Here is a 26,462-nt window from a genome sequence, read left to right on the forward strand (position 1 = left end):
TTAGAGCTTATTTTCTAGTTCAATACATGATATCAGAGCTTGTTGTGCTGATGGAAAGTTTTCAAGTTCAAAATTAACTGAATAAGCTTGAGTTACTGGCCAGGTAGGCCAAAAACCTAGAGTTAAAGTCATCTTCTTAGCAGATAACATGTCTTTAATCAGGCTTTGATATTGTTGTTTATATGCAATGCTCAATTCATTAAGCAATGACTCAATTGGAATCTGAGGCTTATCACCTATCTTAATACCAGTCTGTTTGTAAGTAGTGTCTATATTGGACTCGGTTTTAAAAGTAATCCTGTCATTTGTAATACTTAGATTAACTAATGTACCACCTTGACCATCAGCCATTCGTATTTTTCTATATGATAATGAACACTTCGTATTAGTCTTATTACCTCGATCTAAAATCCAGTTCTTACCAATACTCAGAGGAAGGTTTTCTAAGTCAACCTTATAATCAATTGGTGCCGAAACTTTTGTAGCATTTAGGGTAGACTCAACTGCCTTTTTCTTTACAGATTTCGAAGAATTGGATAAAAATTCACTTGTGATATTGTTTGAGTGATAACTCTCTAAGGTCTGTTGTGCTTTGAATAATAAAGTTTGTTGTTCATTTAGACTTTTGTTTTCCATTACATCTAAATTTTTCTGTTTTTCTTCTATTAGTCTAAGCATCATGGCTATTTTCTGATTCTTTTTTTCTGATGCAGTCAGTTCGTCCTTTTTTAACATTATATCCCTTTTTAGCTCTAATAATTTGGGGTTATTGTTATTCAGGGATAGTCCCTCGTTTACTAGTGCAATGGCACTATCAATCTCATTATTACGAAAACTATCTAAAGAACGATCGTATAGAATAGCTAGTGTTTCATCATTTTCCTTTTGAACTTGTACTTCTATTTGTTTAGCTTCTATTTTGGCTTTTAAATCGAATAATTTTTGATTGTTGGAATCTATAGATAATCCTTCATTGGCCAGTGACATGGCACGATTAAGATCATTATTTTGCAATGTATCTAATGAGCGAGCGTATAAATTGGAGATTCTTTCGTCTTTATCATTTTGGACTCGTGCTGCATTTCGTTTTTCTAAGATTTTAGACTTCAACTCTAAAAGTTTAATGTGACTTGGGTCTAGGGATAATCCTTTATCTATAAAAGCAGTAGCACTATCTATTTCACTCTTGTTAAAACTACTGAATGCGCGAGAATATAAGATAGAGAGTGTTTCATCTTTCACTTTTTTGGTTTGTATTTCATTTTGTTTTAATAAAACTTTGTCCTTCAGGTCTAATAAATTAAGTTGGTTTGGGTTTAAAGCTAAACCTTTCTCTACTAATGCCATAGAGTAATTTAACTTACCATTTTGTAACATCTCTTGTGCTTCAGAAATAATATTGGCTAGCTGTGATTCTTTATCGTTAACTGAAGAGATTTTTGGTGTTTCATCTTTTATAGGATCAATATTTGTATTTGAAGATGGCGCTGCTGAAGTTAACTTTTCATTAGTATTTTTACTATCTCTACTTTTTTCTTGTAATACAACTTGTTGTTGGAGCTCTTTATTTAAAGATTTTAAGTTAATATGCCAAGGTGCAGTTTTTAGCTGTGTTTCAATGATTAGTGCTGACTTTTCTAGGTTTCCCTCGGCAAGTTGTTGATTAGCTAAGTTGTATTTTTGATCGGCTACCGCATGTAGCTTTTGTGCTTTTTGAAGTTCGATCAATAACTTATCGTCTAAGTTAGGTCTACTCTCGCTTTTAGTTATACTTTGAAAGTCCTTAATGGCTTGCTTGGTTTTTTTTCCAGCAATTCCATCAGCCTTACCTATGTTAAATCCTAATTGATTAAGGATTTTTTGTATTTGTATGACAACTTTATTGTCCTTTTTTGGGGAGGACTTTTCTCGCTTTGGAGTAGGACTAGTTCTAGTTATGTTTTTAACAGCTTTGGGTGGTTTTCTATATAACTTAGTAGTGCTTGGTTTTGGTGTAGGTTTATTTCTTATCTGTGGTTTTTCTTGCCTAATAGGGGGGGGTATTACTTTGCGTATTTTTTTTGGTCTGGGATTAAGTTTGTTTGAGAGAAATATTTTCCGGTTTCTTACCTCAGGAACCCCAGAGTTGATAGACATTGCTTTGTTACAAGCATTCAACGCAGCTTGACCAATGGAATTTAAGCATTTAATTCGATGTACGACAAACATCGCCTGATTCGTACTCGACTTTGCAGCTTCCTGATTTTGCTTTATATATCTTTGTTCTTGTGTAGTTTCAGAAAAGCAGGGTTCAAAACTCAGAAAAAAGATAAGTGAAGTTGAAAGCGTTAACTTTAAAGTTGATCTAATCATGTCAGTTTTTCTAATTTTTCTTGATCTTTGATATTTTAACCCTGAAAAGAATTATCATTTGAGTACTGTTTTGGTCTTTTCTGCAAAAACCAAGCTTAATACCCGCCATCAGTTGAGTCATCATCTTTTGGTTTTGATGAGAAGGCCCACTTCCCATTCGGAAGTCGGATTAAATTCAATAAATAGTAAGAATCAACTGTGGTATAGGCTGGTTTCTCTTTACTGACCATTGCAAGGATCTCTTTCTTAAATTGCTTTAAGTTATATGTGCTAGATGATCCATCACCATTGATTTGTTTAGCTGTTTTTAGAAACTCATTATTTAACGCAGTGAATTCATTTATGGATGATGCATTTACAGCTGCTTGACCAAAGACTTTTAGTTGATTTGATGAGCTCGCTATTTGTCTAGCTTTGTTAACTATTGTAGGAACAGTTTTTCTTAAGTTCACGCTAGCATCGTCGGAAGTGGCTGCATATTGGAGATGTGCTATAGATTCTGTCACCGCACGTACCAAACCGTATCCTTTTCCTGAGCCTGTGGATTGGATTTTTGGGTCTACGGCATGAAGTGCATTTGACATATATTTCTTTTTTTGAGCCAAGCTGGTACTTATTTTAGCTTTTGATGCATTATTTACTACAATTTGGGACTCCTGTTCTGCAGTAGTTAAAAGTCCTTTCTTACCAGGTGTGGCAATCCAACTGGTTAATGTGTGGCCAACATGTACATGTGAAATAGGAGGGCTTTTTTTAGTGATAACACTGCTACATCCAGTGGCGAATAGTGAACTAAATAAAAGAATTGAGCTGATTTTAAACAGATTATAGGAAAGGCATTTATTTATACTTAGTTTCATTTAACGCTCCTTAGATTTAAAACATTATTTCAACAGGGTAAAAGTATGTTTCAACAAATTGTTATCTGGAATAATCATGCAAATGCATATTTAGATTAACATGATGTTTAGATTAGCATTAAGTATAGAACACAAATAAAGGATTAATTTAATAATCTATATGTTTAAAATTGGGTGCGGTCAAATATGCATTTGAATCGAATGCATATTACTAAAAAGGTAAGCGCAAATATTTAAATGACAAAAAATATAGGTAATTTCCAACCCATTCAAAAACCAATGTTTGTTTTATTTTTCATATGCACAATAAATAATGGATTTGTTTCTTTAATTTGGACCCTTAGTTAAATAAGAGTAAAGAACTATATTTCTTTACTATCTCTTATTCATACCCATAGATATATTTACGTTTACGTAAACGTAAATATATCTGGATTATTTTTTAATAATTGCTAAGCTCTGTTTCAAACTATACTAAAATAAAACATCAATAAATAATCTGAGATTGCCAAAGGAGTAATTAACTAGATGTCCTATGAAGCACCACTAAAAGAGATGCAGTTCGCATTAACTGAACTTGCAGATGTCAACTCACTTACTCAGCACCCTGGGTTTGAAGATGCTACGCCAGATATGGTGGAAGCAATTTTGAAAGAGGCGGGAAAACTGGCGTCGTCGGTTATTGAACCCTTAAATAAAATTGGTGATGAACAAGGCTCTCGTTTGGTGGATGGCAAAGTAGTTAACCCCGATGGTTTTCTTGAAGCCTATCAACAGTTTGTAGAAAACGGTTGGCCTGGGCTACATCAGCCAACTGAGTTTGATGGTCAGGGTTTACCTTTCCTATTACAGTCTGCGGCATCAGAAATGTGGAATTCAGCGAATATGGCTTTCGCTCTGTGTCCGATGTTAACAGCGGGCGCCATAGAATCCATCAACGCTCACGGTTCTGATGAAATCAAGAATACCTATTTACCAAAAATGGTAAGTGGTGAATGGACTGGCACAATGAATCTGACTGAGCCTCAGGCAGGTTCTGATCTTTCGGCAGTTCGCACGCAAGCGACCAAAGAAGGGGACCACTATTTAATTAAAGGCTCTAAAATATTCATCACATGGGGTGACCATGAGATGACCGATAATATTATACATTTGGTATTGGCTCGTTTGCCTGATGCGCCAGAGGGCGTTAAAGGAATTTCGTTATTTATCGTACCGAAATACCTGGTCAATGAAGATGGAAGCATTGGTGAACGCAATGATGCCAAAGCCGTTTCTTTAGAGCACAAGCTAGGTATTCATGCCAGCCCAACGTGCGTCATGAGTTTTGGTGATGAAGCTGGAGCAGTAGGCTACCTGGTTGGCGAAGAAAATAAAGGTTTGGCATGTATGTTCACGATGATGAATCATGCGCGCCTGGAAGTGGGTATGGAAGGCGTCGGTCTTTCCGAGCGTGCTTATCAACATGCACTAGCGTATGCAAAAGACAGAACGCAAGGTTATAGCCCAGGTTCAGAAGGTCGCGTATCGATCATTCATCACGCAGATGTGCGTCGCATGCTATTACAAATGAAATCACTAACAGAAGCAGGGCGTGGCTTAGCTTATGTGGCCTCAGCTGCACACGATCATGCTTTTCACGCTGCGGATGAGAACGTCAGAAATTCGCAACGCCAGCGCATGGATTTATTGACACCGATAGTCAAAGCCTGGTGTACCGAATGTGCTCAGGAAGTGACAACCTTAGGTGTTCAAGTTCATGGTGGAATGGGTTTCATTGAAGAAACAGGTGCAGCGCAATTCATGCGTGATGCTCGAATCATTACTATTTATGAAGGCACAACAGGTATTCAAGCCGGTGACTTAATCGGTCGTAAAGTGCTTAGAGACAAAGGTGCTGCAATTTCAGAATTGATAGCAGAACTAAATGAGTTTGAAGCGACGCTTAAAGAGCAATCGGGTGATGAGTTTGCAATCATGTCTACCCAGTTTTCTGCGGCATTGAAATCACTCACAGAATCTACGCAATGGGTATTAGAAAAAGGCATGGAGACACCGCATACCGCAGGTGCAGCTTCGGTTAATTTCTTAATGCAGATGGGTACCACATTAGGTGGATGGTTGATGGCAAAGAGTGCATTGGCGGCGCAACGTGAAATCGATGCGGGCTCGACCGACGAATTCTTCAAAACGAAAATTCTGACGGCACGTTTCTATGCAGAACACATCATGCCACGCAGTCAGGCTTATGCGACAACTGTGCAATCAGGTGCTGGTGCGATTATGGATTTATCCATCGAAAACTTCTGAGTGATGAGCTAATAGATGAGCCAGTCGAATCAACAAGCGAAGCCGTTTCAAGCGACGGTGGCGTCTCCCTGTATCGATATTTGTGATTTAGATGACGATAGCATCTGTTTAGGCTGCTATCGCGCTATTGAGGAAATTGCGGGTTGGGGCATGCTGGATAATGCTGAAAAACTAGAAGTTATCGAGCTAGCCAATAAACGTAGAGAAGCCGCTGAATAAACAGTGGAAAATTCGACTGAAAATCAACAGCAAAACTTTCCCATTTCGGTGATAGACCAGATGGGAGAGACTTGTACGTTGGCTGTCAAGCCGATTCGTATTGTTTCTTTAGTGCCTTCACAAACCGAATTACTATTTGATTTAGGTCTTGATGAGGAAGTTGTTGGAATCACTAAATTCTGCACCGATCCCGAAGATAAAGTAAAAAGTGTGCGAAAGGTGGGGGGTACTAAAAAGTTTAACTTTGATGTCATTGCCGAACTTAAACCCCATTTAATCATCGGTAATAAAGAAGAAAACTACGAAGAAGGTATCAATCAGCTAAAACAGGATTATCCCGTTTGGATGAGCGATATCGTCACGCTGGATGATGCCTTGGAAATGATTCGGCAAATCGGGGTGCTAGTTGGTACAGAAACTGAAGCCAGTGAAATGGCTGAAACAATACAGAAAGACATTAGCAATTTAGGTAAAAAACTCGATAAAACAGCTGCCTACTTTATCTGGCAAAAGCCCTATATGGTTGCAGGGAGTGATACCTTTATCGATGAAATGATGAAACTTTGTGGGCTGCGAAATATATTCGCCAATCAAGATCGTTATCCCGAAACGGAAATAGAAATACTGCAACAACAAAAACCAGATGTGGTAATGCTGTCAACCGAGCCTTACCCCTTTAAAGAATCACACGTGAAAGAACTACAAGCAATATTGCCCGATTCAAACGTTATTTTAGTCGATGCGATGTATTTTTCCTGGTATGGAAGTCGTTTACTGGGAACTGGAGATTACTTGCGCTCTCTAAAGAACAAGCTCATTATTGACAAAGAGCCAGCCAGGAGCTAATTAATAGTAAGTCAGATATTTGCGCAGATTAACTAAAAAGATACAGGAAAATAAAGAGTTATGGGAAACAGAATTTCGAAAGTCTATACCCGAACGGGTGATAAAGGAACAACAGGCATCGCCGGAAATATACGCCTCGATAAAGATGATTTACTGATACAGGCGATTGGTGAAGTCGACGAACTCAATTCTGAAATTGGCGTAATTGTCGCTTTCTCTTTTGATTCTGAAATCAACGCTGAACTACAGGGCATCCAACACGATTTATTCAATATCGGTGGAATGTTTGCCTATCCTGAATTTGATGGTTTTACGGTATCCCGTGTTGATGATCTGGAAGCCTCTATCGATAAATACAATGGTGAATTACAACCACTTAAAGAGTTTATTCTGCCTGGTGGAAATAAAGAAGCAGCTCTAGCCTTAAAAGCACGTGCAGTTTGTCGCAGAGTTGAGCGCGGTCTGGTTACCTTAATGCACTTTTATGCAAAGAATGATGTCGATTTTGAAAATGCCAGCGAATTCCAGATCATTGGTGCTATTCGTTATATCAATCGACTTTCAGACTTATTATTCACCATGGGTCGAGTGCTAAACAGTCGCAGCAATACCGATGAAATCATGTGGGCAAGCCATCGTACTACTTAGTATTTTTCGTTATGTTTGAGTTAAACATTGAGTGAATCGCTGAGTAAAAAATTGAGTAAAAAAACTGGGTCAATAAACAAACAAAAGTGCTATTTAAAAGCACTAGATAAGAATAATAGATAAAAAAAGGGACTTTTTTATTATGGGAGTAGAAAGCAAATATCTGCAAGATTACCGGCAGATGGAACGCGCAGACTTTGTTCATTTCATGAATGTACAAGTTCGCTGGGGTGATGCAGATGCTTTAGGGCACATCAACAACACCTTATACGGACGCTATTACGAATCGTCTCGTTTAGACTATTTTGAAAAATTGATGGGTATGCACTTCACCCGTGAATTAACGTCTGGGGTGATACTCGCAGACATGAAAATAGCCTATCTAAAACAACTTCATTATCCAACAGAAATAGAAATTGGCTCAAGAATTAGCCGTATGGGCAATAGTAGCCTTGATTTTGAGGCAGCGGTATTTATCAAAGACAGTGAAGACTTGATTAGTACCTCAAGAGCAACACTGGTCTGGTTTGACTATAAAGCTGATAAGAATAAAAGCATTCCCGATGATAAACGTAAAATGATTAACGATTACGAACGTATTCCACCCGCTTAAGTCCCGCTAAATTTAGGCTTTCGTTTCGCCAGAAAAGCATCAACTGCTTCATGGTGGTCATTAGTGTGATGGCACATTGCCTGAACGTTAGCGCAGTTTTCCAGAAACTCGGGTAACTCTTGTTGTTGCGCGTGTTTCAGTAAACGCTTGGTATGTCGAATCGTTAAAGGAGGTTTAGAGGCAATAGAGCTAGCCAGTTCCAATGCTCTATCTAACAGATTATCGGCATCAACAACGTCGAGTAATAAGCCAAGCTCTTTAGCTTCTTGTGCCTCAACCAGACGACCGGTAAAGGTTAATTCAGCGGCTTTTTGATAACCGATGAGTCGCTGTAAAAACCAGGCACCACCATCGCCGGGAATAATACCCAGGTTGATAAAGGTTTCACCAAATAGCGCATTCGTAGAACCAATACGGAAATCGCACATACAGCTAAGATCCATCCCTGCGCCAATGGCAGCCCCATTAACCGCAGCAATAATAGGAATTTCAGCTTTATGAATAGCCAGCGGAATGCGTTGAATATTTTGTCGGTATTGCTTTTGGATATCATCAACAGAACCACCAAACATGCCAGTTTTATCCTGCATCTCTTTGATGTTTCCACCGGCACTAAAGGATTTACCAGAACCCGTAATAATGAGCACAGACACATCACTATTCGCATTCGCCCAGGCAACGGTATTCACAATGTCATCTACCAGCGTGGTGCCCGTTAGCGCATTACGGACATCGTCACGTTCAAAGGTGAGCGTGGCAATACGGTCTTTTAAAGTGAGAGTAGAATCGATTGTTTTGGCGAGTGCGGACATACGTAAAACCTTGGCTTTGCTTGAGTAATAAAGAGGAATATTTGATTTTGAATTTTATCATAATTAACGTAATAAAAGAGTTGGAACGGCGTTTTAACGGCACTAAAAAACCTACTGTATACACGCTAAGTCATACTGTCGCTTCAGCAAGCGATCTATGTCTAAGCTTTGACATAGATATTCGGCTGCGCCTCACCCTTCGGGTCGTCGTCATTGCATTCCAACGTTGTCTCGGCTTTGCCTCGGCTGAGTTGTCCATTTCTGAGAAACGAAATGATAATCTCATGCTAAGTAGGGGGGTGATATGCTAGAAGCCGTTGTAGCGATATTTGTCCACGAGAATGATATTTACAGTATCAGACGTCAAAATTACCTCAAAGCATTCCCCGGATACATAGCCTTTCCTGGTGGCAAGGTCGATCCGGAAGATTACGAATTCGATTTCCAACATCCTTTGATTGAGGAATATCCTGCACACGAAATGGGCGCATTATTCCGCGAAATAGATGAGGAGCTGGGTTACTCCATCGAAACAGCGATGAGTCAGAACAACGTCACTGAAGTCTCAAAACTGGGCACCGCAGTCACGCCACCTTTCGAAAAGTTTCGTTTCAACGCGCACTACTACAAAGTCGTGTTAACAGAAAAACCCGAGTTAGCGGCTGATGACGGCGAAATCGCCTGGGCAGGTTGGCTGCCGCATTCCGAACTGAATGAAAAATACCACTCGGGTGAAAGCCTGATGGTGGTGCCCACAGTAAGAACCATCGAACACCTGTGTGAAGATATCACCACTCAGGAAATACCAAAGCTAAACCTGGAATACGATGTAGAACAAGAGTTACCCTATGTCGAATTATTAAAAGGCGTGGGCTATATACCGGTCCCATCAAATACCTTGCCTCCGGCGCATACCACAAATAGTTTATTATTAGGTGAAGAAGGCAGTTTAAAGGTGATTACTGATCCCTCTCCTGAATCGGATGAGGTTTTGACCAAGCTAATTAATACTATGCAAGGTCTTAACGTAGAAGCGATTCTGCTGACGCATCATCACCCCGATCATCACGAAAGAGCGCCGCAACTCGCGCGTCATCTAAAGCTTCCCATTTTGTGTACGAAGATCACCCATCAACGCTTATTAAACAGAAATGGCGCAGACTATTTAGACGGCATCGAAATCAAAACGATTTCACAAAATGACAAAATAACAACATGGTTAGGCAAAGACGTGATTTGCCAGGAACTACCCGGACACGATGACGGCATGGTCGGTTTAGCCACCGAAGATATGTCGTGGTTTTATGTCAGTGATCTAGTCGAGCCATTCACCACAGTCGTAATCCCTGAACCAGAAGGGGATATGCAGGTGTATTTCGACACCTTGCAACGCGTGATAGATTTAAATCCCAAAGTGATCATTCCCTCACACGGAATTCCCATGGGAGGGATTCATTTGCTAGAGCAAACCTTGCAACATCGGATAGAACGCGAACAGCAAATTATCAATTTGGTGAATGGTGGTTTAGACGAAGATGGGATTGTTGATAAATTGTATGGTGGTTTGGATGAGAGATTGCTGCCATTAGCGCATCAGAATGTCAGGCAGCATTTGAGGAAGATTGGGATTGCCTTCTGAGGCTTAACAAAAGCCAAGAAGGGTGCTTCATAATTGAGTTAACTGTTTTGTTTTATTTTATTTATCTTCAATTAGAAAACCTTTAACTTTTTTCACTCTTTTTTCCTTAAATTTTATTGTACCTCCATCAGAACTGGGCCACATTTTTTTTAAATATTTATCTGTAATAATAATATTTTTTCCTGTAGATAATTTTGTTGCCCGAAATACACATTCGCCAAAAGCTTTAGGGTGCTTTTCACCTTCCAAACCAACCAAAGAGACTAGGGTTTTACTCAAAGATAAGCCTACTCCCAAATTTATTGGGGGCAAAGAATATCTTTCAGAGAGCTCTTGATTAACTATTTCGCGAGTATCACCAATTATGTTTCTTGCAGCGTTATAGGAAGAGTAAATAGCATCACTTTTTTTGTCAGAATCTACTTTGAAAAGTGCCAAAACACCATCTCCGAGATACTCAGTTACATTACCATCTTTGTATTTAATTGTTTGAGCTATTGCCGGAAGTAAAGCTGAGGTTTCATAATAAACCCTTTCCAAGCCTGTTACTTTTGAGGTTTTTTTACTAATAGCATTTATTAAATGTTTACTCGAATCTCTCATATCAGCAACCAAAGCTATAAATTCATCTATTACGGTATAATTATCTTGAACTTTAGGGTGTCCTGGTATTTTTGATGGTTCTGATTCTGATTTATCTAATACTGATTCACTAAATGTTGCATGTTCAAGAGCTACAGCTAATTGATGGCCACCCTTTTTCCAGTGTTCTTCAGCTTTATCAAGTGATTGATTAACAATGATTCTTATTTCTTGTTCTTGGTTTTGAGTGAGCATACCTAAATAACCTTTAGCAAAAGATCTAGTAACCAGCAAATACCACCAAACAATAGCCAAAAATAAGTAGCCTTAAATAACAAGCTAGAGCGGTGTATTTTTATATCTCTTATATAGTTAAGTTTCATCTTTTCAAATGTAAGCTCTTGAACTAATTCTTCTTCATCTGCTGGTATTATATTTACATAATCATTTATATTATTTTTTGATTTTATTGGAAAATTAAAAAAATAATCTATTGTAGAGAGAGGAAAAATAGACGCACCATAAAAAACCCCATTAGGTTTTCCCCCTTCAATTTGTTCGGCGGGGTTTGATATAGATACTACTGTTTTAAACAATAAATATATGGATAAAAGCCAGAGTACTATCGTCGGAGTAATAATCCACCAATAGTTATGAGAAACAGTTACTAGGCTATTTCCTACTGCTACTATATTTTTCAATGCAGTAATAGGTAGAAAAACTACAACAAACATAAAGCTCGCTTTTATATCTACTGCCCTAATTATCGACTGTGTATCCTCAATTGATTTGTAAAGGAACTCGATTTTTTGATTAAAATCCAAATTTAATCTCTCCGTCTAGTTTTATAAAGTGAACTATAGTTCTTATAAATAGTTCTATTTGTATAGCATACAATTAATCTTATGCTTTTTATAGATTTAAATAATTAAGAAAAAGTGCCTAAAAGTAGGGGGGTGTCATTTTAACGCTATGTATCGCAGACGTAGCCTAGATAAGCGATAGCTCATCTGGGTTTCGAGAGATTGACTATCAAAAAGTAGATGAAATAATCATGCGTCAGATGGCGCAAGTTTATTTCATCTACTTATGCGGGTTAACGCGTTAAATGATTCCATATTTTTCCAATTGTAGAGATAGGAATGAATGATCCGGTAAGTAATGTTGCTACTTTTACATCAACAGATCTGATTGTTGATTGGGCATCATGTATTGCAGAAATAATAAACTCACTTTTTTATCCATTGTTTTCGACCCATTCATTCATACTCAAATTAATTACACACCCGTGATAACAATCACGCTCGTAATTTTTTGAAAGTAGTTTTTTGTAAGTGTCGTTAAGGTTGTCATAAAACACATTTGAGACCATCATCTCGGAATCACTGTAGGTCTTATTTCCATAAGAACACAGCTTGGCTGCTTCGCCAACAAGTTTTCCGAGCCAAACTACTTCATTGATTCCACTACCTTTATAACCAGATTTAATCATTAATGATGAACCATAGGAAATTCCGATTCCTACCGTTAACTCTGAGTAACCTTTCTTCTTGTATTTGATATTTAATATATCGATTAAGGATGAAGCTTTAGCTCCGACAGAAAATAATTCATCGACGTCCTTTTTTTTAGGTGTGTCACAAATCCCCCACACTGCATCACCTTCAATATACAACTCATTAATCTTTAAGTGGCTTTTAAGTACCGCGATTAGTTCTGAGATATAAGTTTTATATATTTTTGCTAAAACTGGCCTAGTATGTTTTTCATTTAGATCCTTGGAGCCGCGAATATCAATAAAAATAGCTGAACAATCAACATAATACCCGTTATTGAATGTTAATGAGCTTCTTAGTGGAATTGACTTTTTATCCTCATATGAAGCATCAGATCCGTCTAAAACTTCATCAACTCTCTCTATGCTCTTATTGAAATCGTAGTAACTATAGTTTGCTTCCATAAGCTTCCTTTGTGTATGAATGTATTATGTAAATAAGTCAGTTTTATTATGACAGAACTTCTTTATTATATAGAAATAAATTGCTTAAAAGAATTATGGGTGTGATCTATTGTTTCATTGCCTTGTGACTGATTGCTTTCCTCTACAATTATCTAAAGCACGGTAGGTTGGGCTGACGCTAGGAAGCCCAACATATATCAACGCTCATCAATTCTGTTGGGCTTCGTACCTCACCCCAACCTACAATCAGATTAATAAGCAACAGATTTTATTGATGTGTTACGCTGAAACTATGAAATACAGGCGTGCGAATATTAAAGGAGGAACTTATTTTTTCACTGTCAACATGGCAGATCGAAAAAATACGTTCCTGGTGGATGAATTCGATAAACTGCGTGTAAGTATAAATAAGGTAAAACATCGTCACCCATTTGTACTTGATGCGATGGTTGTGTTACCAGATCATTTACATTTGATGATGACTTTGCATGAAGGGGATAATGATTTTGCTACTCGTATTATGTTATTCAAATCTGGTTTTTCCCGTCAAATACCTAAGACAGAGAAAATTAATTCTAGTAGAGAGTCAAAACGTGAACGCGGTATTTGGCAAAGACGATACTGGGAGCATTTGATTCACGATGAAACAGACTTTGCGAAACATGTTGATTACATTCACTATAATCCAGTGAAGCATGGGTATGTTGAACGTGCTGTTGATTGGAAGTTTTCGACCTTACATTCGTATGTTAAAAAAGGTCTGCTAACGGCTGATTGGGGTTGTGCTGAGGAATCTTTATCGATGCAATTATTTGGTGAAAGGTAGGTTAATTTGACGTTGGGGATATATTTATTTAATCGTTAGATTGATAGCCTTTCTTTAAAAAAACGATTGAAAGTAGGGGGGTGACCTAACAATAAATTAATAAACAGAAGATCAATCTAGCGACCTATTTATCTAAAAGCCTCGTAAAAATCTCACCATTGGCTATAAGGATTATTCAACAATGAAACATTAAAATATTTCGATTCCCCTGTAACTTCTTTAACAATCCATTTTGGTAGAGAAACACTTTCAGATTCGGACTGAACCTCAACCTCGGCGACAACTAACCCTTCATTCTGGCCGTGAAAGATATCGATTTCCCAAGTGTGTTTTTCATGAATAATTTCATATCTGGTTTTATCAACAACGCCACCACTACATAGCTCTTTAATAATATTCGTCGCATCATCTATTGGAATTTGATATTCAAACTCTGAGCGAGTAAAACCAATAACCTCTCCCTTTAAAGTAAGAAAGGCTTTATCGCCTATGATTCTTGTTCTTACCACGGTTTTATCATTCGTACCTATAAAGCCTTGTGATATTAGCTTTCCATCAGGCAGATCACCGATGAGCCCAAGATCTATCAAAAACTTTCTTTCTATTTCTTTAGCCATGATCTGCCTTTCCTATTAAGGTTAACGCCTTGCTTTGCCTTATGTAACAAAACGGATACCTGCTTTTTATATTTCATTTTCCCAAATCAAAGTGTTATTGTTATTAAAAGTGCCACCAAAGGTGGGGGGTGACTTAAGATAAATCATCCCCCCCTATATTGATTGAATCTACTTAATTGGATTAAGATAGTAACAAGCCACCATCAACATCAATCGTTGTACCTGTGACAAAATCATTTTGTATTGCGAAGATAATTCCTTGTGCCACTTCTTCTGGTTTACCTGCTCTTGGGATTAGATTTTTTGCCGTGAGTTTATTGTAATGTGCTTCACGTGCTTCACCTTCAAGTGTAACCATTGGCGTGTCGATTAAACCAGGAGAAACGGTATTGATTCGCTTTGGTTTGACTTCTTTTGCAACGCCACGCACAAACGCTTCAACCGCACCACCAACCGATGAAATGGCGATTTGTCCCGGGTTGCAATAACGCGCAGGTGTGCCACTGACTAATACGATTGCACCGGAAACAGAGAGGTGTTCTAAACCATAACGAACCACATTGGTATAACCCCAGAGTTTCGCAAACGATGCTTGATAGCCATCCATATCCATTTCGGCGAATGGGCCAATGGCACGTCCGCCACCGGTGGCTGCACTGACTAAAATATCGATAGGACCGCATTCTGCAAATAATGCTTGAACGGCTTCTTTGTCGAGTACATCACATTTCATTACGCTGGTGTTTGCAGGTAGTTCTGTGACTTTATCCGGGTTACGACCAACAGCAATAACCTCCGCGCCTAAGTCTGATAGTTGTTGTACCGTGGCTAAACCAATGCCAGATGTGCCGCCGAATACTACTGCTTTTTTGCCTTTTATTTCCATTTTGTATTTACCTTTTATATTAGCTTTGAATTTAATCTATTAATTCAATTTGATTCATATTTAGATGATTAATGTTTGGTTGATTAGTGTTTAGTCGCGAAGGCTTGGATTGATTTTATGACAAGCATAAATACCAAGGATCTAAATTGGGTTTGGGGTTTCTATCTTGTTCCAGGCTCGCAAAAACTATTAGCGTTTTGAGTGTAGTCTATATTGATGTGTTAGGGGAAAACTATAAAACACCCTAAAAGTAGGGGGGTGACTAATTCAATTTATTTTCGTTGTAGTTACATGATTGGCGTTCGGGTTTAGGGTGCTGAAACAACGCTGTATTTAAGTAAAATATCTTGAAATTTCTTTTCTATTTCCATTTCAATAAGCACTTCACGTATTTTTTCAAACATGGCTTTTTTCTCTGGGGTATCCGCGGCTTTGGAAAAAAGGATAAACACAGGTCTGATTCGTTTGAAATGAAAGGGCAGCATTTCGACTTCATCTAAAAGATTCATTTCTTTCAAAAGATGTTGTGTCGACATCTCTGGGGCTATCAACACGTCGATTCTTTCGATCATGAGTTTTTTTATGGATTGTGTGTAGCTTCTTGTTTCCTCGACTGAAAATTCACCCCTTTCAACCGCATCATCAAATTCTTTATTGATGGATACACCTCTAATTTTACCAATGATTTTTCCTGAAAAATTGTTGATGTTTTTAATCTGGAATTGTTGTCCTTTTTTGATAAAAATACGCATTTCTGACCAGGCTATTGGGATATCCACATAGGTCGCATATTTTTCGCGTTCAGGAGTTTTGTATAAACCTATCGCTCCATCTATTACGCCGTTTTCAAGATATTGCAAAAGTCGTTCATGCGGATAAGGGTTGACGTCGATTTTGATTTTGCTACGCGCCATAACCTCATCGATAACATCAAAATAGACGCCTAGATATTCTCCATCTACTTTCCATTTACGGGGAGGGGTTTGGGTATCGCCAAATCCAAAAGTAAGGGATTGAGCATTTACTGTCTGAGTTGTAATAAACCCACTGCACATCACCAAGATGGCAGTAAAAGTGCAGAGCACTCTATATCCAACTAAGCTGCTTATATTCATACTCTCCTATCGATCCTAATAGTTTTGTTATTATTTTGAGGCTTTATAACTCTTATTATTATTTGTATAGCATACATTTATTCTCGGTTATAAAGTAGTTTTTTTAAGTAGGTATTAATGATTTTTGATCAGTGCCCAGCCTTAGCGTAGTCAATATCAGAGCGCAGTAACGATAGCCCTAGGTGGTGATGTTTTGATTAAATATATGAAAAAACGGCTTAAAGTAGGGGGGTGACCTATTTAATCTAATTACCAATTAATATCGATTCCAGATTCCATCACAGTAACATTTTCAGATGTCTCAACAGCCTCACCATCAATCCATGCCGCAAATTGTGGATTAGCATTATTCAGGTTACCTCTTGAAATAATCTGCGGATGTCTGGCGACTTCATCTGCCAGCAATATCGGTTCATAACAACAATCGACACCTTCAAAAACGGCGTTCCAATGAGAAAGCGATTCTGTTTTAAATAGCTCCGTAATTTCTTGAATGAGTGAGGTTTGCGGAAGAGCATCTGATTGCCTATCAATCCATTCTGGTTTCGACAGGGCTTTACAAAACGCTAGCCAAAATTTCATTTCTAAAGGCGCGAGTGCAATAAATCGATCATCAGCCGTTTGGTAAATATTGTAACAAGCGGCACCACCGTTTAATAACAGCGCTTCGCGTTCTGGATTTTTATTGTGAGTGTTCTCATGGAAATTTAAGTACTGCCAGGCCAGTGCAGATTCATACAGGCTGATATCAATGAAAGCGCCCTTATTGGTATTGGTGCGACTTAATAGCGCTGCCAATATCGTATTAGAGGCTTGCATCGCGCCTGCGTGATCGGCTATCGGCGGAAACGACATAACGGGTCTTTCGCTAATACCTGAGTTACTCAATGCGCCACTGACCGCGCAGTAAGTGAGATCGTGTCCGGCTCTCTGTTCGTAAGGACCGTTTTGTCCGAAGCCTGAAAGGGCGCAATGGATAAGTGTGGGATTGAGTTGATTTAATGCGTCTCGATCGAAGCCTAATCGCGCCATCACTCCGGGACGAAAAGATTCGAGGAGTACATCGGCATCTTTAATGAGTTTTCTCAGCGATTCTTTTCCAGATTCCTGTTTCAGGTCTATTTTGACAATGCGCTTGCCGCGATTGAGGTGTTGGTAAATGGGAGAGTAGTCGGATTCATCAACCGAATCTGACATAAAATGTCGCATGGGATCACCCGCAGGTGGTTCAACCTTAATCACATTTGCGCCAAGATCGGCGAGTTGCCTTGTCGCATAAGGACCAGGAATATATTGCGAGAGATCGAGAATTTTATATTGAGACAGAAAGGTGTTCATATACTCAGTGTTGCCCTAATCATGATTGATTAGTCGTAGTCTCGTGCGTCTTCGATAACAGTGCCATCGTTAGGCAGGCTGCCAATTTCAACGAATTCTACTTCACCACGTAGTTTGCAGATATCTCTAATGCTGGTGCTGATTTCGTTAGCAAGTTCATCAGAGCTTTGATCGGTTTCACACTTTAGGGTGAGCTGATCGCTTTCGTTTTCCCAGCTAACGACTAAACGTACTTTGGCTAATTCTGGGTGGCGTTTGAATACCTTATCAACCTGTTCTGGGTGGATAAACATACCGCGCACTTTTGCGGTTTGATCGGCTCGTCCCATCCAGCCTTTGATACGTTTATTGGTGCGACCACAGGGGCTTTGCCCTTCCATAATTGCAGATAAATCACCTGTTGCAAAGCGGATTAAAGGGTAATCAGGGTTGAGGCTAGTCACAACTACTTCGCCCACTTCGCCATCTTCAACGAGGTCACCCGTACCGGGTCGGACGATTTCTAAATAGATACCTTCATCGATGATTAAGCCTTCTTGAGCTTCTGATTCATAGGCGATCAATCCAAGGTCAGCAGAGGAATAACATTGATAAACTGCAATACCATTTTCTGCAAAATTAGCGCGAATTGACGGTGGTAAAGCTTCGCCTGTGACCAGTGCTTTGGTAATTGAACTGACATCTGCATCCAGAGATTCAGCTTTATCCAGAATGATTTTAAGGAAAGAGGGCGTACCAATGTAACTGTCTGGTTTTAAATCAGCGATGGTTTGAATTTGTAATTCTGTCTGGCCCGTTCCTGCTGGTATTACTGCGCAGCCTAAGGCCTGTGCGCTGTTTTCCAGCATGATGCCTGCAGGCGTAAAGTGATAGGCAAAACAGTTATGCGCGATTCCACCTGAACGAAAACCTGCGGCATAAAGTGAACGTGCAAAACGTGCGAAATCTTCTTTCTTGGTGCCGGGTTCGTAGATAGGGCCGGGTGATGCAAATATATGCGATAGCTTGATGCCTTTGGCGTCTAATCCACCAAAAGGACGATCCTTCTTTTGTAGTTCGATGAGCTCGGATTTGCGCGTGATGGGTAGCTTTGCGATATCCGCTGTTGATGTAATCGAAGCCGGATCGAAGTCTTTTAATACTTTCGCATACGCAGTAGTGTTTGCTTTGGCATGCGCTACCTGATCTGCAACAGCTTTTATTAGGGCTTGTTCACGATCAGCTGGCGTTCGGGTTTCAAGTGCATCGTAAAAATCTGACATAACGCTTAATTCTCAACAGTTTTAATAAGGAATAGTAGGTGTTGATAATAATCGCTAAATGTTAAGTAAAAAAGACACCCCCCTACTTTAAGGCACTTTTTTGTATAAGGATTCTAAGAGAATCCTTTACGCCAACCAACGCTTACGACGACGGTAATGTTTAACATCACGGAAGCTTTTCTTATCACCATCACTGAGTCCGAGGTAGAACTCTTTAACGTCTTCGTTTTCAGAGAGGGCTTTAGCTTCGCCATCCATTACCACGCGGCCATTTTCTAGAATATAGCCATAGGTTGCATAGCGTAATGCGACCGAGACATTTTGCTCGGCGAGTAAAAACGTAACGCCTTCTTTTTCATTCAAAGACTTTACGATTTCAAAAATTTCTTCAACCAATTGAGGGGCAAGTCCCATCGATGGTTCATCCAGTAGGATTAATTTGGGTTTTGCCATGAGCGCGCGACCAACAGCAACCATTTGTTGCTCTCCACCAGAGGTATAACCTGCCTGGCTTTTGCGGCGTTCTTTTAGGCGTGGAAAGTATGTATATACTTTTTCCAGATCTTCGGCGATGGCTTTGCGACCATCTTTACGGATATAGGCACCTGTTAACAGGTTTTCTTCTACTGTTAAATGTTCGAAACAGTGACGGCCTTCCATAACTTGTACAACACCCTTTTTTACAAGCTCAGTAGGGGAGAGGTCTTGGATTTGCTCTCCTTCAAAACTGATAGAACCTTTGGTTACTTCACCACGTTCTGTCTTAAGGATGTTTGAAATTGATTTAATGGTAGTTGTTTTGCCAGCACCGTTTGCACCGAGTAAGGCCACGATTCCGCCTTTAGGCACATCTAGGGATACCCCTTTAAGTACAAGAATGACGTGATCATAAATCACTTCGATATTCTTAATGCTGAGGATATTGTTTTCTGTCGACATAATTAACTATCACCAGGTTTGATTTATTAGGTTAAATTTATTTAAGAGAAGACCACCATTTACGAGGTGGCCCTCTCAAATAAAGGACTACTTTTTGACAAGTAGCCTTACAACTTTCTTACTGTTTTTTCTTACTTACAATCGCGTTCTTTTATACTATTTTCTTTAGCATAAGCTGCAGAATCTTCTGCGATTAATGGATCAATCACTGAACGATCTGATTCTACGAAGTCGGTAATTAATGACCATTTCTTGGCTTTTGCATCCCATTGCTGGATTGCACCTAAACCAGGGCCACCGTGATTCGCACAAGTAACATTGATCTCAGGACCAAATCCTTCTAAACCAAGTGCTTTCATGCGATCCTGGTCAATCTTCAGAGATTCCATACCATCACGCATCTGTGCACCGGTTAGATCTTTAGTGCTGTGGATTTTTTGCGCGTTAGCTGCTGCTTCTGCTGCAAGCATTGCTGCGTACATGCCACGATTGTATAAAGCTGTACCAAGGTTAGAACCATCACCGGCTGCTTTACCTGCATCTTTAACAAACTTTTTGAGTTCATCAAATATCGGATAGTTATCACCTACACCATGGAAGGTAACCGCTTTATAGCCGTTTGCTTTATCGCCAGCTGGTAATACGTCATTTTCAGAACCTGACCACCAAATACCAATGAACTTAGACATATCAAAACGAATATTAGTCGCTTCTTTGATTGCTACCTGGTTCATTACACCCCAACCATACATGATGATGTAATCAGGACGGTCACGACGAAGTTGAAGCCATTGAGATTTTTGCTCTTGACCAGGATGGTCTACAGGAATCAGTGTTAACACGTAACCATGTTTTTTAGCCAGTTCTTCCAATGTACGGATTGGCTCTTTACCGTATGCAGAGTTGTGGTAAACCAGAGAGATTTTTTTACCTTTTAAATCTCCTTTCTCTTCATCAGAAATGTGCTTGATAATAACTGACGCACCATCCCAGTAATTAGCAGGGTAGTTAAATACGTGACTGAACACTTTACCGTTTGCAGCTGATGTACGACCATAACCCATGGTGTGCATTGGGATATCATCTGCAGTTACTTTAGGAATTAACTGATACGTGATACCGGTTGAAAGTGGCTGATAAACTAAAGCACCTTCTTTGGTCGACTCATAACACTCAACACCTTTTGCTGTGTTATAGGCTGTTTCACATTCAGGTGTCAGGATTTTTGCGCCTCCAATACCACCATCACGCTCATTCAACAAAGTGAAATAATCGGCGTATCCATCTGCAAATTCTGCTCCGTTCGGTCCGTAAGGCCCAGTTCGATAACTAAGCATCGGGAATGTAAGGTCAGCTGCTACAGGGACAGATGTCGCCAGTATCGTTGCTGCCACAAGAGCTGCACCAAATTGTTTTATTTTCATATTTACTCCTCTTATAAACTTTAGAGACTCTTGTATGAGAATGATGATGGATAAAAATGGTTTAGATTCCCCAGTTTTCTCTCATCATAATCTCATGCAAAAATCTCTTACAATCGTCAGTCCACCTACTTAGTGTATTAACTCTGTGTTCTAAGTAAGTGTACAAACGCCATTTCACTTTCTGGCTTAGTGGGGGAACGGCCAGAGTCGTAATTTCTCTTTCGTCATACGCCATAGCTGTGCAAGCCCATGAGGTTCAACGACTAGGAAAAACATTATCAACGCACCTATAAATAATAGTTCAAGATGTGCTGCTAAATCGGCTGGCCATCCAAAAGCACCAACCATGATATTCTTCATTAAAACAGGTACCAGAATCAGGAACGCTGCGCCTAGGAAAGATCCTAAGATACTGCCAAGTCCACCGATGATAACCATAAATAATACTAAGAATGATTTGTCGATACCAAAGGCTTCGCCCGGTTCTGCTGAACCTAGGTAAACACCAAATAACATCGCACCTGACATACCTATATAGAACGAACTCACCGCAAATGCAGATAATTTTGCTTGAAGCGGTGGAATTCCTATAATTTCTGCAGCGATATCCATGTCATGAATAGACTTCCATGCGCGTCCTATTCGCCCTCTGGTCAGGTTTCGTGCCATAAAGGCAAAAATGGTTACCAATGTTAAACAGAATAAGTAGGTTGCCCAGGAGGGCGCTGACGGCCCTGAAATAGCTATACCAAACATAGTACGCTCTGGTGCAGTGATCATTCCTGATGATGAGTAGTTGTAAAACCACGGGATTTTATTGAACATCCAGATCAAGAAGAATTGCGAGGCCAATGTGGCAACAGCCAGATAAAAACCTTTAATTCTTAAACTGGGAAGTCCGAATGCAATACCAACGACTGCGGTGATCAATCCTGCAAGGATTACCACAAAGAATATATTCAATCCCGGAAAGGCGACCATCAGCTTATAACAAGAGTAGGCACCTACGGCCATAAAACCGCCGGTTCCTAAACTTACCTGACCACAATATCCTGTAAGGATGTTTAATCCCAACGCAGCCATCGACCAAACCAGGAAGGGAACTAATACAGATTTTTCCCAATAATCATTAATAAAAAACGGTACTACAAAAAAAGCAAAAGCAAGTAGTATCCAAACCGCATAGCGATCTAACTTTATTGGAAAGGATTGCTGATCATCAGCGTAATTGGTTTTAAAATCCCCAGATTCTCTATAAAACATTGTTTAAACCCTCTCTATGATTTTTTCACCGAACAGACCTTGTGGTCTGAACATAAGGAAGGCCAAAGCCAGAACATAGGCAAACCAGTTTTCGGTTGCTCCACCGATCATGCCGCCAATTGAAAATTCGAATAATTTTTCACCCACACCGATAATCAAGCCACCGATGATTGCACCGGGGATTGAAGTAAATCCTCCCAGTATCAATACGGGTAGTGCTTTCAATGCAATTAATGATAAGGAGAATTGAACACCAGATTTAGAGCCCCACATGATTCCGGCAACTAATGCGACGAAACCTGCGAGCGACCAAACGATAATCCATATAGTACGAAGTGATATACCAACGGTTAATGCTGCCTGGTGATCATCAGCAACTGCACGTAAAGCTCGTCCGGTTTTTGTGTATTGCGAGAATAGGGTAAGGGCGATAACCAGTAATATGGCAATACCAGCAGCCCATACATCTAACACGTCAATATACATACCATAATATTCTGTGCCTTCTGCCGCCCAGCCTTTGGTGAAGTCTTCTAGCCAGATAGAACCACCAGATGGCAAACCTACATCCATCGTTTTAATATCAGCGCCCCACATAAGATCGCCAAAACCTTCCATGAAGTAGGCTAATCCTATGGTTGTCATAAACAGGATAATAGGCGCTTGATTGACCATATGTTTGAGGACTATTTTTTCTAATAGCCAGGCAAAGATGATCATCACAATCATCGTAAGGATGATTGCAAGGAAGGTGTTCATACCACTTCCCCAGTGATGAATTTCAGTACCGAACATGGCATTAATCAGATGAGCAAAGGGAACTTGTCCCGTTTGAAAACCAACCAGTGTTAGTGCCGCAAATAATGCCATAACACCTTGAGCGTAGTTGAATATGCCTGATGCTTTAAAGATTAAAACAAATCCTAAAGCAACGAGAGAGTACATGATTCCGGCCATCAGACCATTCAAGATAACCTCAAGTGCATTGAGAAATAATGGACTCATTGTTGGCTCCTTGCGTGTGTATTTAAAACTTTAGTTAAAGTTATATTAGTCATCATGACTCACCCCCAAATATGCATCAATTACGGCTTGGTCATTACGCACCACATCCGGCGTTCCATCTGCAAGTTTGCAACCGTAATCAAGCACTACGATTCTGTCTGATAAATCCATTACCACGCCGATATCGTGTTCGATTAAGGTAATTGTTGTTCCGAATACATCATTCACATCGAGTATGAAACGACTCATATCCTCTTTTTCTTCGAGGTTCATGCCAGCCATAGGCTCGTCTAATAACAGTAACTTAGGCTGTGCAGCTAATGCTCTACCTAACTCAACACGTTTCTGCATACCGTAAGGCAGTCTGCCTACGGGTGTTTTACGAATGGCTTGAATACCTAGAAAATCAATGATGTGTTCAACGCGTTCGCGGAATTCTAATTCTTCTCTTTCAGCTGGGCCTTTCCAGATTGCCTGCAAAAAGATATTGGTTTTCATGTGAGTGATACAGCCTGTCATCAAGTTGTCTAGTGTCGACATTCCTTTAAACAAAGCAATATTCTGGAAGGTACGAGCTACACCTTGTCTTGCTACTTGATAAGGCTTCATCGCTTCACGTTTTTTACCACGGAACCAGACTTCACCTTCTTGAGGATGGTAAAAACCGTTAATAACATTCAGCATCGAGCTTTTACCGGCACCATTCGGGCCAATAATCGCGCGTATTTCACCTTCTTTGATGTCAAAACTGATATCAGTAAGAGCTTTTACACCACCAAATGATAAGGATATGTTCTTAACTTCTAGTAACGTGTCACCAATTCTATTATCTTGATCCATTAGTTTGCCCCCTTGGTTGCTGGGGCAGGGGTAAATGTTTCTGCCTCTTCTATTCTGAGTGTTGCCTCGATAGATCCTTTACGGCCGTCTTCAAATGCAACTTCGGTGTTGATGTAGCAATCCTTCGAGCCGTTATATAAAGCGTCTATCAACACGCCGTACTTTTCAGCAACAATACGTCTACGGACTTTTCCTGTACGAGTGAGCTCTCCATCATCTGGATCGAGTTCTTTGTGCAGTATGAGGAAACGGTGTATTTGAGATTTGGACATCAAACTATCGGTTGATAGATCTTTATTTACTTGCTCGATGCTTTCTAGCATCATTTTGTAAACTTCTTCATGACCTGCTAATTCTTGATAACTCGCGTAACCCACATTATTTCGTTCAGCCCAGTTACCAACCGCTTCTAAATCTATATTGATAAACGCGGTGCAATGATCTTTACCATCGCCAATTGCAACGACTTCTTTAATATGCGGGAAGAATTTCAGTTTATTTTCAATATACTTCGGCGCAAACATAGTTCCGTCAACAAACTTACCTACATCCTTGGCACGGTCGATAATTTTTAGGTGGCCATTATCAGCGAAGTAACCAGCATCACCTGTGAGAACCCAGCCTTCTTCATTTTTGGTTTCTTTTGTTGATTCTTCATTCTTGTAGTAACTATGAAAAACTCCAGGTCCACGGTAAATTACTTCACCATCGTCATTCACTTTTACTTCAACACCTGGAGCAGGGATACCAACAGTATCAGCGAATATTTCGCCATCAGGTTGCATGGTTATAAATACAGCAGCTTCTGTTTGGCCATAGAGTTGTTTGACGTTAATTCCCAATGAGCGGAAGAAATCAAAGATTTCAGGCCCGATAGCCTCACCAGCAGTATAGGCTAGGCGTATTCGGCTGAAACCCATGGTGTTTTTTAGTGGGCCATAAACCAGAATATTTCCTAACCAGTACAAGAAACGTTCTTTTGCTGTGACTTGCTTACCATCAAGCATGTCGACACCGGTTTTCCTGGCAACGCCCATGAAGTAATTAAACATTTTCTGCTTAAGCTTACTGGCATCATGCATTCTGATGGTTACAGTGGTTAAAATGTTTTCGAATACTCGTGGAGGAGCAAAGTAATAGGTAGGTCCGATCTCTCTTAAATCGGTAGCTACTGTCTCGGTACTTTCTGGACAGTTAACACAGAACCCTGTGACATACGCTTGTGCGTAAGAGAATATGTGATCACCAACCCAGGCCATAGGCAGATAAGAAACGATTTCTTCGTTTTCTGTTAAATTATCAAACTTAACACTGTTCCTGGCAGTAATGAGAATGTTGTTGTTTGTCATGACAACGCCTTTCGGCTTGCCTGTCGTTCCCGAGGTATAAAGGAATATACCTATGTCTTCGCCAGAACCTTTATTGATTTCCTGTAATAAGTAATCAGGATTTTCTTTAGCAAATTCTCTTCCAAGATCTTGAAGTTTTTCAAAGTCATGTAAGTGTGTTTTATCGTAGTCTCTAAGTCCGCGTGGATCATCATAGATAATCGTTTCCATTGCCGGACAGTTATCATAGATCTCAAGCATTTTATCGACTTGCTCCTGATCTTCTACTAAGGCAAAGCGTACTTCTGAGTGATCTAATACATATTGAATTTCTTCAGCGACTGAGTCCTGGTAAACCGGAACCGGTATTCCACCCAGGCATTGTGCTGCACACATTCCCCAGTAGAGGCGAGGGCGGTTGTTTCCTACTATCGCTAGCTTGTCGCCTCGTTTAAATCCTAAAGAGGCTAAGCCATTAGCTAGAGCACTAATTTCTTCGGCTGCTTTGGACCATGTCCATGACTGCCAGATGCCTAAATCTTTTTCACGTATTGCATCTTTATTTGGACGTTTTTTAGCGTGGTCCAATAATAATTTTGGGAAGGTATCTAAATCGTTACTTATCTTACTTGTTTCTTTGGGGCTGTCTGCCATCCCAGAGCTCCTTCTCAATGTCCATATAGTGGGTTTGTTATTCGAGACCTTTTAGCGGGTAAGGTCTGTCTTATTATTAGATTTTATAGCGTTTCAATGTTGACGCTACATTACGTTTACGTAA

24 protein-coding genes are annotated in these 26,462 nt (G+C 39.8%); 7 read left to right on the plus strand and 17 right to left on the minus strand.

The window, feature by feature from the left end:
- Both Q1A31_RS04420 and Q1A31_RS04425 read right to left on the minus strand, forming a co-directional pair.
- A complete protein-coding gene (locus Q1A31_RS04420; protein WP_299872926.1) occupies positions 1-2,352 on the minus strand; it encodes a peptidoglycan-binding protein in 2,352 nt (783 codons plus the stop codon).
- Positions 2,353-2,447: 95 nt separating this feature from the next.
- Entirely contained in the window at positions 2,448-3,212 is a 765-nt protein-coding gene (locus Q1A31_RS04425; protein WP_299872929.1) for a hypothetical protein, read from the minus strand.
- Between the two features lie 528 nt (positions 3,213-3,740).
- On the opposite strand from Q1A31_RS04425, the gene Q1A31_RS04430 reads away from it, so the two are divergent.
- The 5 genes from Q1A31_RS04430 to Q1A31_RS04450 all read left to right on the plus strand — a co-directional run bounded on the left by Q1A31_RS04430 (position 3,741) and on the right by Q1A31_RS04450 (position 7,848).
- Positions 3,741-5,522, plus strand: coding sequence for an acyl-CoA dehydrogenase (locus Q1A31_RS04430; RefSeq protein WP_299872931.1), 1,782 nt, complete (start codon positions 3,741-3,743; stop codon positions 5,520-5,522).
- Positions 5,523-5,537: 15 nt separating this feature from the next.
- Entirely contained in the window at positions 5,538-5,741 is a 204-nt protein-coding gene (locus tag Q1A31_RS04435) for a DUF1289 domain-containing protein (RefSeq protein WP_299872934.1), read from the plus strand.
- A 3-nt stretch (positions 5,742-5,744) separates the two neighbouring features.
- Positions 5,745-6,587 (plus strand): ABC transporter substrate-binding protein, encoded by an 843-nt coding sequence (locus Q1A31_RS04440; RefSeq protein ID WP_299872936.1) that lies wholly within the window; start codon positions 5,745-5,747, stop codon positions 6,585-6,587.
- A 60-nt stretch (positions 6,588-6,647) separates the two neighbouring features.
- Positions 6,648-7,235, plus strand: a complete 588-nt coding sequence (locus Q1A31_RS04445) for a cob(I)yrinic acid a,c-diamide adenosyltransferase (protein WP_299872938.1) — start codon at positions 6,648-6,650, stop codon at positions 7,233-7,235.
- Between the two features lie 142 nt (positions 7,236-7,377).
- Complete coding sequence (locus tag Q1A31_RS04450; protein WP_299872941.1) at positions 7,378-7,848, plus strand: thioesterase family protein; 471 nt, start codon at positions 7,378-7,380, stop codon at positions 7,846-7,848.
- Here the strand turns inward: Q1A31_RS04450 and Q1A31_RS04455 are convergent.
- Entirely contained in the window at positions 7,845-8,660 is an 816-nt protein-coding gene (locus tag Q1A31_RS04455) for an enoyl-CoA hydratase-related protein (RefSeq protein WP_299872943.1), read from the minus strand. The two genes, Q1A31_RS04450 and Q1A31_RS04455, sit on opposite strands and share 4 nt — an antisense overlap.
- Before the next feature lie 304 nt (positions 8,661-8,964).
- Here Q1A31_RS04455 and Q1A31_RS04460 point away from each other — a divergent pair, with 304 nt between their 5' ends.
- Positions 8,965-10,299 (plus strand): MBL fold metallo-hydrolase, encoded by a 1,335-nt coding sequence (locus tag Q1A31_RS04460; RefSeq protein WP_299872945.1) that lies wholly within the window; start codon positions 8,965-8,967, stop codon positions 10,297-10,299.
- Positions 10,300-10,356: 57 nt separating this feature from the next.
- On the opposite strand, the gene Q1A31_RS04465 is transcribed toward Q1A31_RS04460, so the two are convergent.
- The 3 genes from Q1A31_RS04465 to Q1A31_RS04475 form a co-directional block, all read right to left on the minus strand.
- Positions 10,357-11,196, minus strand: a complete 840-nt coding sequence (locus Q1A31_RS04465) for a hypothetical protein (protein ID WP_299872948.1) — start codon at positions 11,194-11,196, stop codon at positions 10,357-10,359.
- Positions 11,139-11,705: a hypothetical protein gene (locus tag Q1A31_RS04470; protein ID WP_299872950.1), complete on the minus strand. Its 567-nt coding sequence runs from the start codon at positions 11,703-11,705 to the stop codon at positions 11,139-11,141. Before Q1A31_RS04470 ends, Q1A31_RS04465 begins: the two co-directional genes overlap by 58 nt.
- A gap of 413 nt (positions 11,706-12,118) precedes the next feature.
- Positions 12,119-12,841: an adenylate/guanylate cyclase domain-containing protein gene (locus tag Q1A31_RS04475; RefSeq protein WP_299872953.1), complete on the minus strand. Its 723-nt coding sequence runs from the start codon at positions 12,839-12,841 to the stop codon at positions 12,119-12,121.
- Positions 12,842-13,133: 292 nt separating this feature from the next.
- Between Q1A31_RS04475 and Q1A31_RS04480 the strand changes: the two genes are divergently transcribed.
- Positions 13,134-13,667 (plus strand): transposase, encoded by a 534-nt coding sequence (locus tag Q1A31_RS04480; RefSeq protein ID WP_299872956.1) that lies wholly within the window; start codon positions 13,134-13,136, stop codon positions 13,665-13,667.
- A 152-nt stretch (positions 13,668-13,819) separates the two neighbouring features.
- On the opposite strand, the gene Q1A31_RS04485 is transcribed toward Q1A31_RS04480, so the two are convergent.
- From Q1A31_RS04485 to Q1A31_RS04535, 11 genes are all read right to left on the minus strand, one after another.
- A complete protein-coding gene (locus Q1A31_RS04485; RefSeq protein WP_299872959.1) occupies positions 13,820-14,284 on the minus strand; it encodes a CYTH domain-containing protein in 465 nt (154 codons plus the stop codon).
- Between the two features lie 181 nt (positions 14,285-14,465).
- Positions 14,466-15,170, minus strand: coding sequence for an SDR family NAD(P)-dependent oxidoreductase (locus Q1A31_RS04490; RefSeq protein ID WP_299872962.1), 705 nt, complete (start codon positions 15,168-15,170; stop codon positions 14,466-14,468).
- Positions 15,171-15,478: 308 nt separating this feature from the next.
- Positions 15,479-16,285, minus strand: a complete 807-nt coding sequence (locus Q1A31_RS04495) for an ABC transporter substrate-binding protein (RefSeq protein WP_299872965.1) — start codon at positions 16,283-16,285, stop codon at positions 15,479-15,481.
- A 249-nt stretch (positions 16,286-16,534) separates the two neighbouring features.
- The gene (locus tag Q1A31_RS04500; RefSeq protein ID WP_299872968.1) at positions 16,535-17,623 is read right to left on the minus strand and encodes a CaiB/BaiF CoA-transferase family protein; all 1,089 of its coding nucleotides are present in this window, start codon (positions 17,621-17,623) and stop codon (positions 16,535-16,537) included.
- Positions 17,624-17,652: 29 nt separating this feature from the next.
- The gene (locus Q1A31_RS04505; protein WP_299872971.1) at positions 17,653-18,885 is read right to left on the minus strand and encodes a phenylacetate--CoA ligase family protein; all 1,233 of its coding nucleotides are present in this window, start codon (positions 18,883-18,885) and stop codon (positions 17,653-17,655) included.
- A gap of 126 nt (positions 18,886-19,011) precedes the next feature.
- Positions 19,012-19,824: an ABC transporter ATP-binding protein gene (locus tag Q1A31_RS04510; protein WP_299872974.1), complete on the minus strand. Its 813-nt coding sequence runs from the start codon at positions 19,822-19,824 to the stop codon at positions 19,012-19,014.
- 131 nt (positions 19,825-19,955) lie between these two features.
- Positions 19,956-21,248 (minus strand): ABC transporter substrate-binding protein, encoded by a 1,293-nt coding sequence (locus Q1A31_RS04515; RefSeq protein ID WP_299872977.1) that lies wholly within the window; start codon positions 21,246-21,248, stop codon positions 19,956-19,958.
- 186 nt (positions 21,249-21,434) lie between these two features.
- Complete coding sequence (locus Q1A31_RS04520) at positions 21,435-22,511, minus strand: branched-chain amino acid ABC transporter permease (RefSeq protein ID WP_299872980.1); 1,077 nt, start codon at positions 22,509-22,511, stop codon at positions 21,435-21,437.
- A gap of 3 nt (positions 22,512-22,514) precedes the next feature.
- Positions 22,515-23,516, minus strand: a complete 1,002-nt coding sequence (locus Q1A31_RS04525) for a branched-chain amino acid ABC transporter permease (RefSeq protein WP_299872982.1) — start codon at positions 23,514-23,516, stop codon at positions 22,515-22,517.
- A gap of 45 nt (positions 23,517-23,561) precedes the next feature.
- The gene (locus tag Q1A31_RS04530; protein WP_299872985.1) at positions 23,562-24,356 is read right to left on the minus strand and encodes an ABC transporter ATP-binding protein; all 795 of its coding nucleotides are present in this window, start codon (positions 24,354-24,356) and stop codon (positions 23,562-23,564) included.
- The gene (locus tag Q1A31_RS04535) at positions 24,356-26,338 is read right to left on the minus strand and encodes an AMP-binding protein (protein ID WP_299872988.1); all 1,983 of its coding nucleotides are present in this window, start codon (positions 26,336-26,338) and stop codon (positions 24,356-24,358) included. Before Q1A31_RS04535 ends, Q1A31_RS04530 begins: the two co-directional genes overlap by 1 nt.
- Between the last annotated feature and the right edge of the window lie 124 nt (positions 26,339-26,462).

It is taken from the genome of uncultured Cocleimonas sp. (assembly GCF_947495625.1).
Classification (GTDB): domain Bacteria; phylum Pseudomonadota; class Gammaproteobacteria; order Thiotrichales; family Thiotrichaceae; genus Cocleimonas.

Coding starts and splice junctions, on each gene's coding strand:
- Q1A31_RS04525 (WP_299872982.1), bottom strand. CDS start 23,516: ATGAGTCCATTATTTCTCAATGCACTTGAGGTTATCTTGAATGGTCTG.
- Q1A31_RS04500 (WP_299872968.1), bottom strand. CDS start 17,623: ATGAACACCTTTCTGTCTCAATATAAAATTCTCGATCTCTCGCAATAT.
- Q1A31_RS04510 (WP_299872974.1), bottom strand. CDS start 19,824: ATGTCGACAGAAAACAATATCCTCAGCATTAAGAATATCGAAGTGATT.
- Q1A31_RS04505 (WP_299872971.1), bottom strand. CDS start 18,885: ATGTCAGATTTTTACGATGCACTTGAAACCCGAACGCCAGCTGATCGT.
- Q1A31_RS04515 (WP_299872977.1), bottom strand. CDS start 21,248: ATGAAAATAAAACAATTTGGTGCAGCTCTTGTGGCAGCAACGATACTG.
- Q1A31_RS04455 (WP_299872943.1), bottom strand. CDS start 8,660: ATGTCCGCACTCGCCAAAACAATCGATTCTACTCTCACTTTAAAAGAC.
- Q1A31_RS04490 (WP_299872962.1), bottom strand. CDS start 15,170: ATGGAAATAAAAGGCAAAAAAGCAGTAGTATTCGGCGGCACATCTGGC.
- Q1A31_RS04535 (WP_299872988.1), bottom strand. CDS start 26,338: ATGGCAGACAGCCCCAAAGAAACAAGTAAGATAAGTAACGATTTAGAT.
- Q1A31_RS04450 (WP_299872941.1), top strand. CDS start 7,378: ATGGGAGTAGAAAGCAAATATCTGCAAGATTACCGGCAGATGGAACGC.
- Q1A31_RS04445 (WP_299872938.1), top strand. CDS start 6,648: ATGGGAAACAGAATTTCGAAAGTCTATACCCGAACGGGTGATAAAGGA.
- Q1A31_RS04435 (WP_299872934.1), top strand. CDS start 5,538: ATGAGCCAGTCGAATCAACAAGCGAAGCCGTTTCAAGCGACGGTGGCG.
- Q1A31_RS04485 (WP_299872959.1), bottom strand. CDS start 14,284: ATGGCTAAAGAAATAGAAAGAAAGTTTTTGATAGATCTTGGGCTCATC.
- Q1A31_RS04460 (WP_299872945.1), top strand. CDS start 8,965: ATGCTAGAAGCCGTTGTAGCGATATTTGTCCACGAGAATGATATTTAC.
- Q1A31_RS04475 (WP_299872953.1), bottom strand. CDS start 12,841: ATGGAAGCAAACTATAGTTACTACGATTTCAATAAGAGCATAGAGAGA.
- Q1A31_RS04425 (WP_299872929.1), bottom strand. CDS start 3,212: ATGAAACTAAGTATAAATAAATGCCTTTCCTATAATCTGTTTAAAATC.
- Q1A31_RS04480 (WP_299872956.1), top strand. CDS start 13,134: ATGAAATACAGGCGTGCGAATATTAAAGGAGGAACTTATTTTTTCACT.
- Q1A31_RS04430 (WP_299872931.1), top strand. CDS start 3,741: ATGTCCTATGAAGCACCACTAAAAGAGATGCAGTTCGCATTAACTGAA.
- Q1A31_RS04530 (WP_299872985.1), bottom strand. CDS start 24,356: ATGGATCAAGATAATAGAATTGGTGACACGTTACTAGAAGTTAAGAAC.
- Q1A31_RS04520 (WP_299872980.1), bottom strand. CDS start 22,511: ATGTTTTATAGAGAATCTGGGGATTTTAAAACCAATTACGCTGATGAT.
- Q1A31_RS04495 (WP_299872965.1), bottom strand. CDS start 16,285: ATGAATATAAGCAGCTTAGTTGGATATAGAGTGCTCTGCACTTTTACT.
- Q1A31_RS04420 (WP_299872926.1), bottom strand. CDS start 2,352: ATGATTAGATCAACTTTAAAGTTAACGCTTTCAACTTCACTTATCTTT.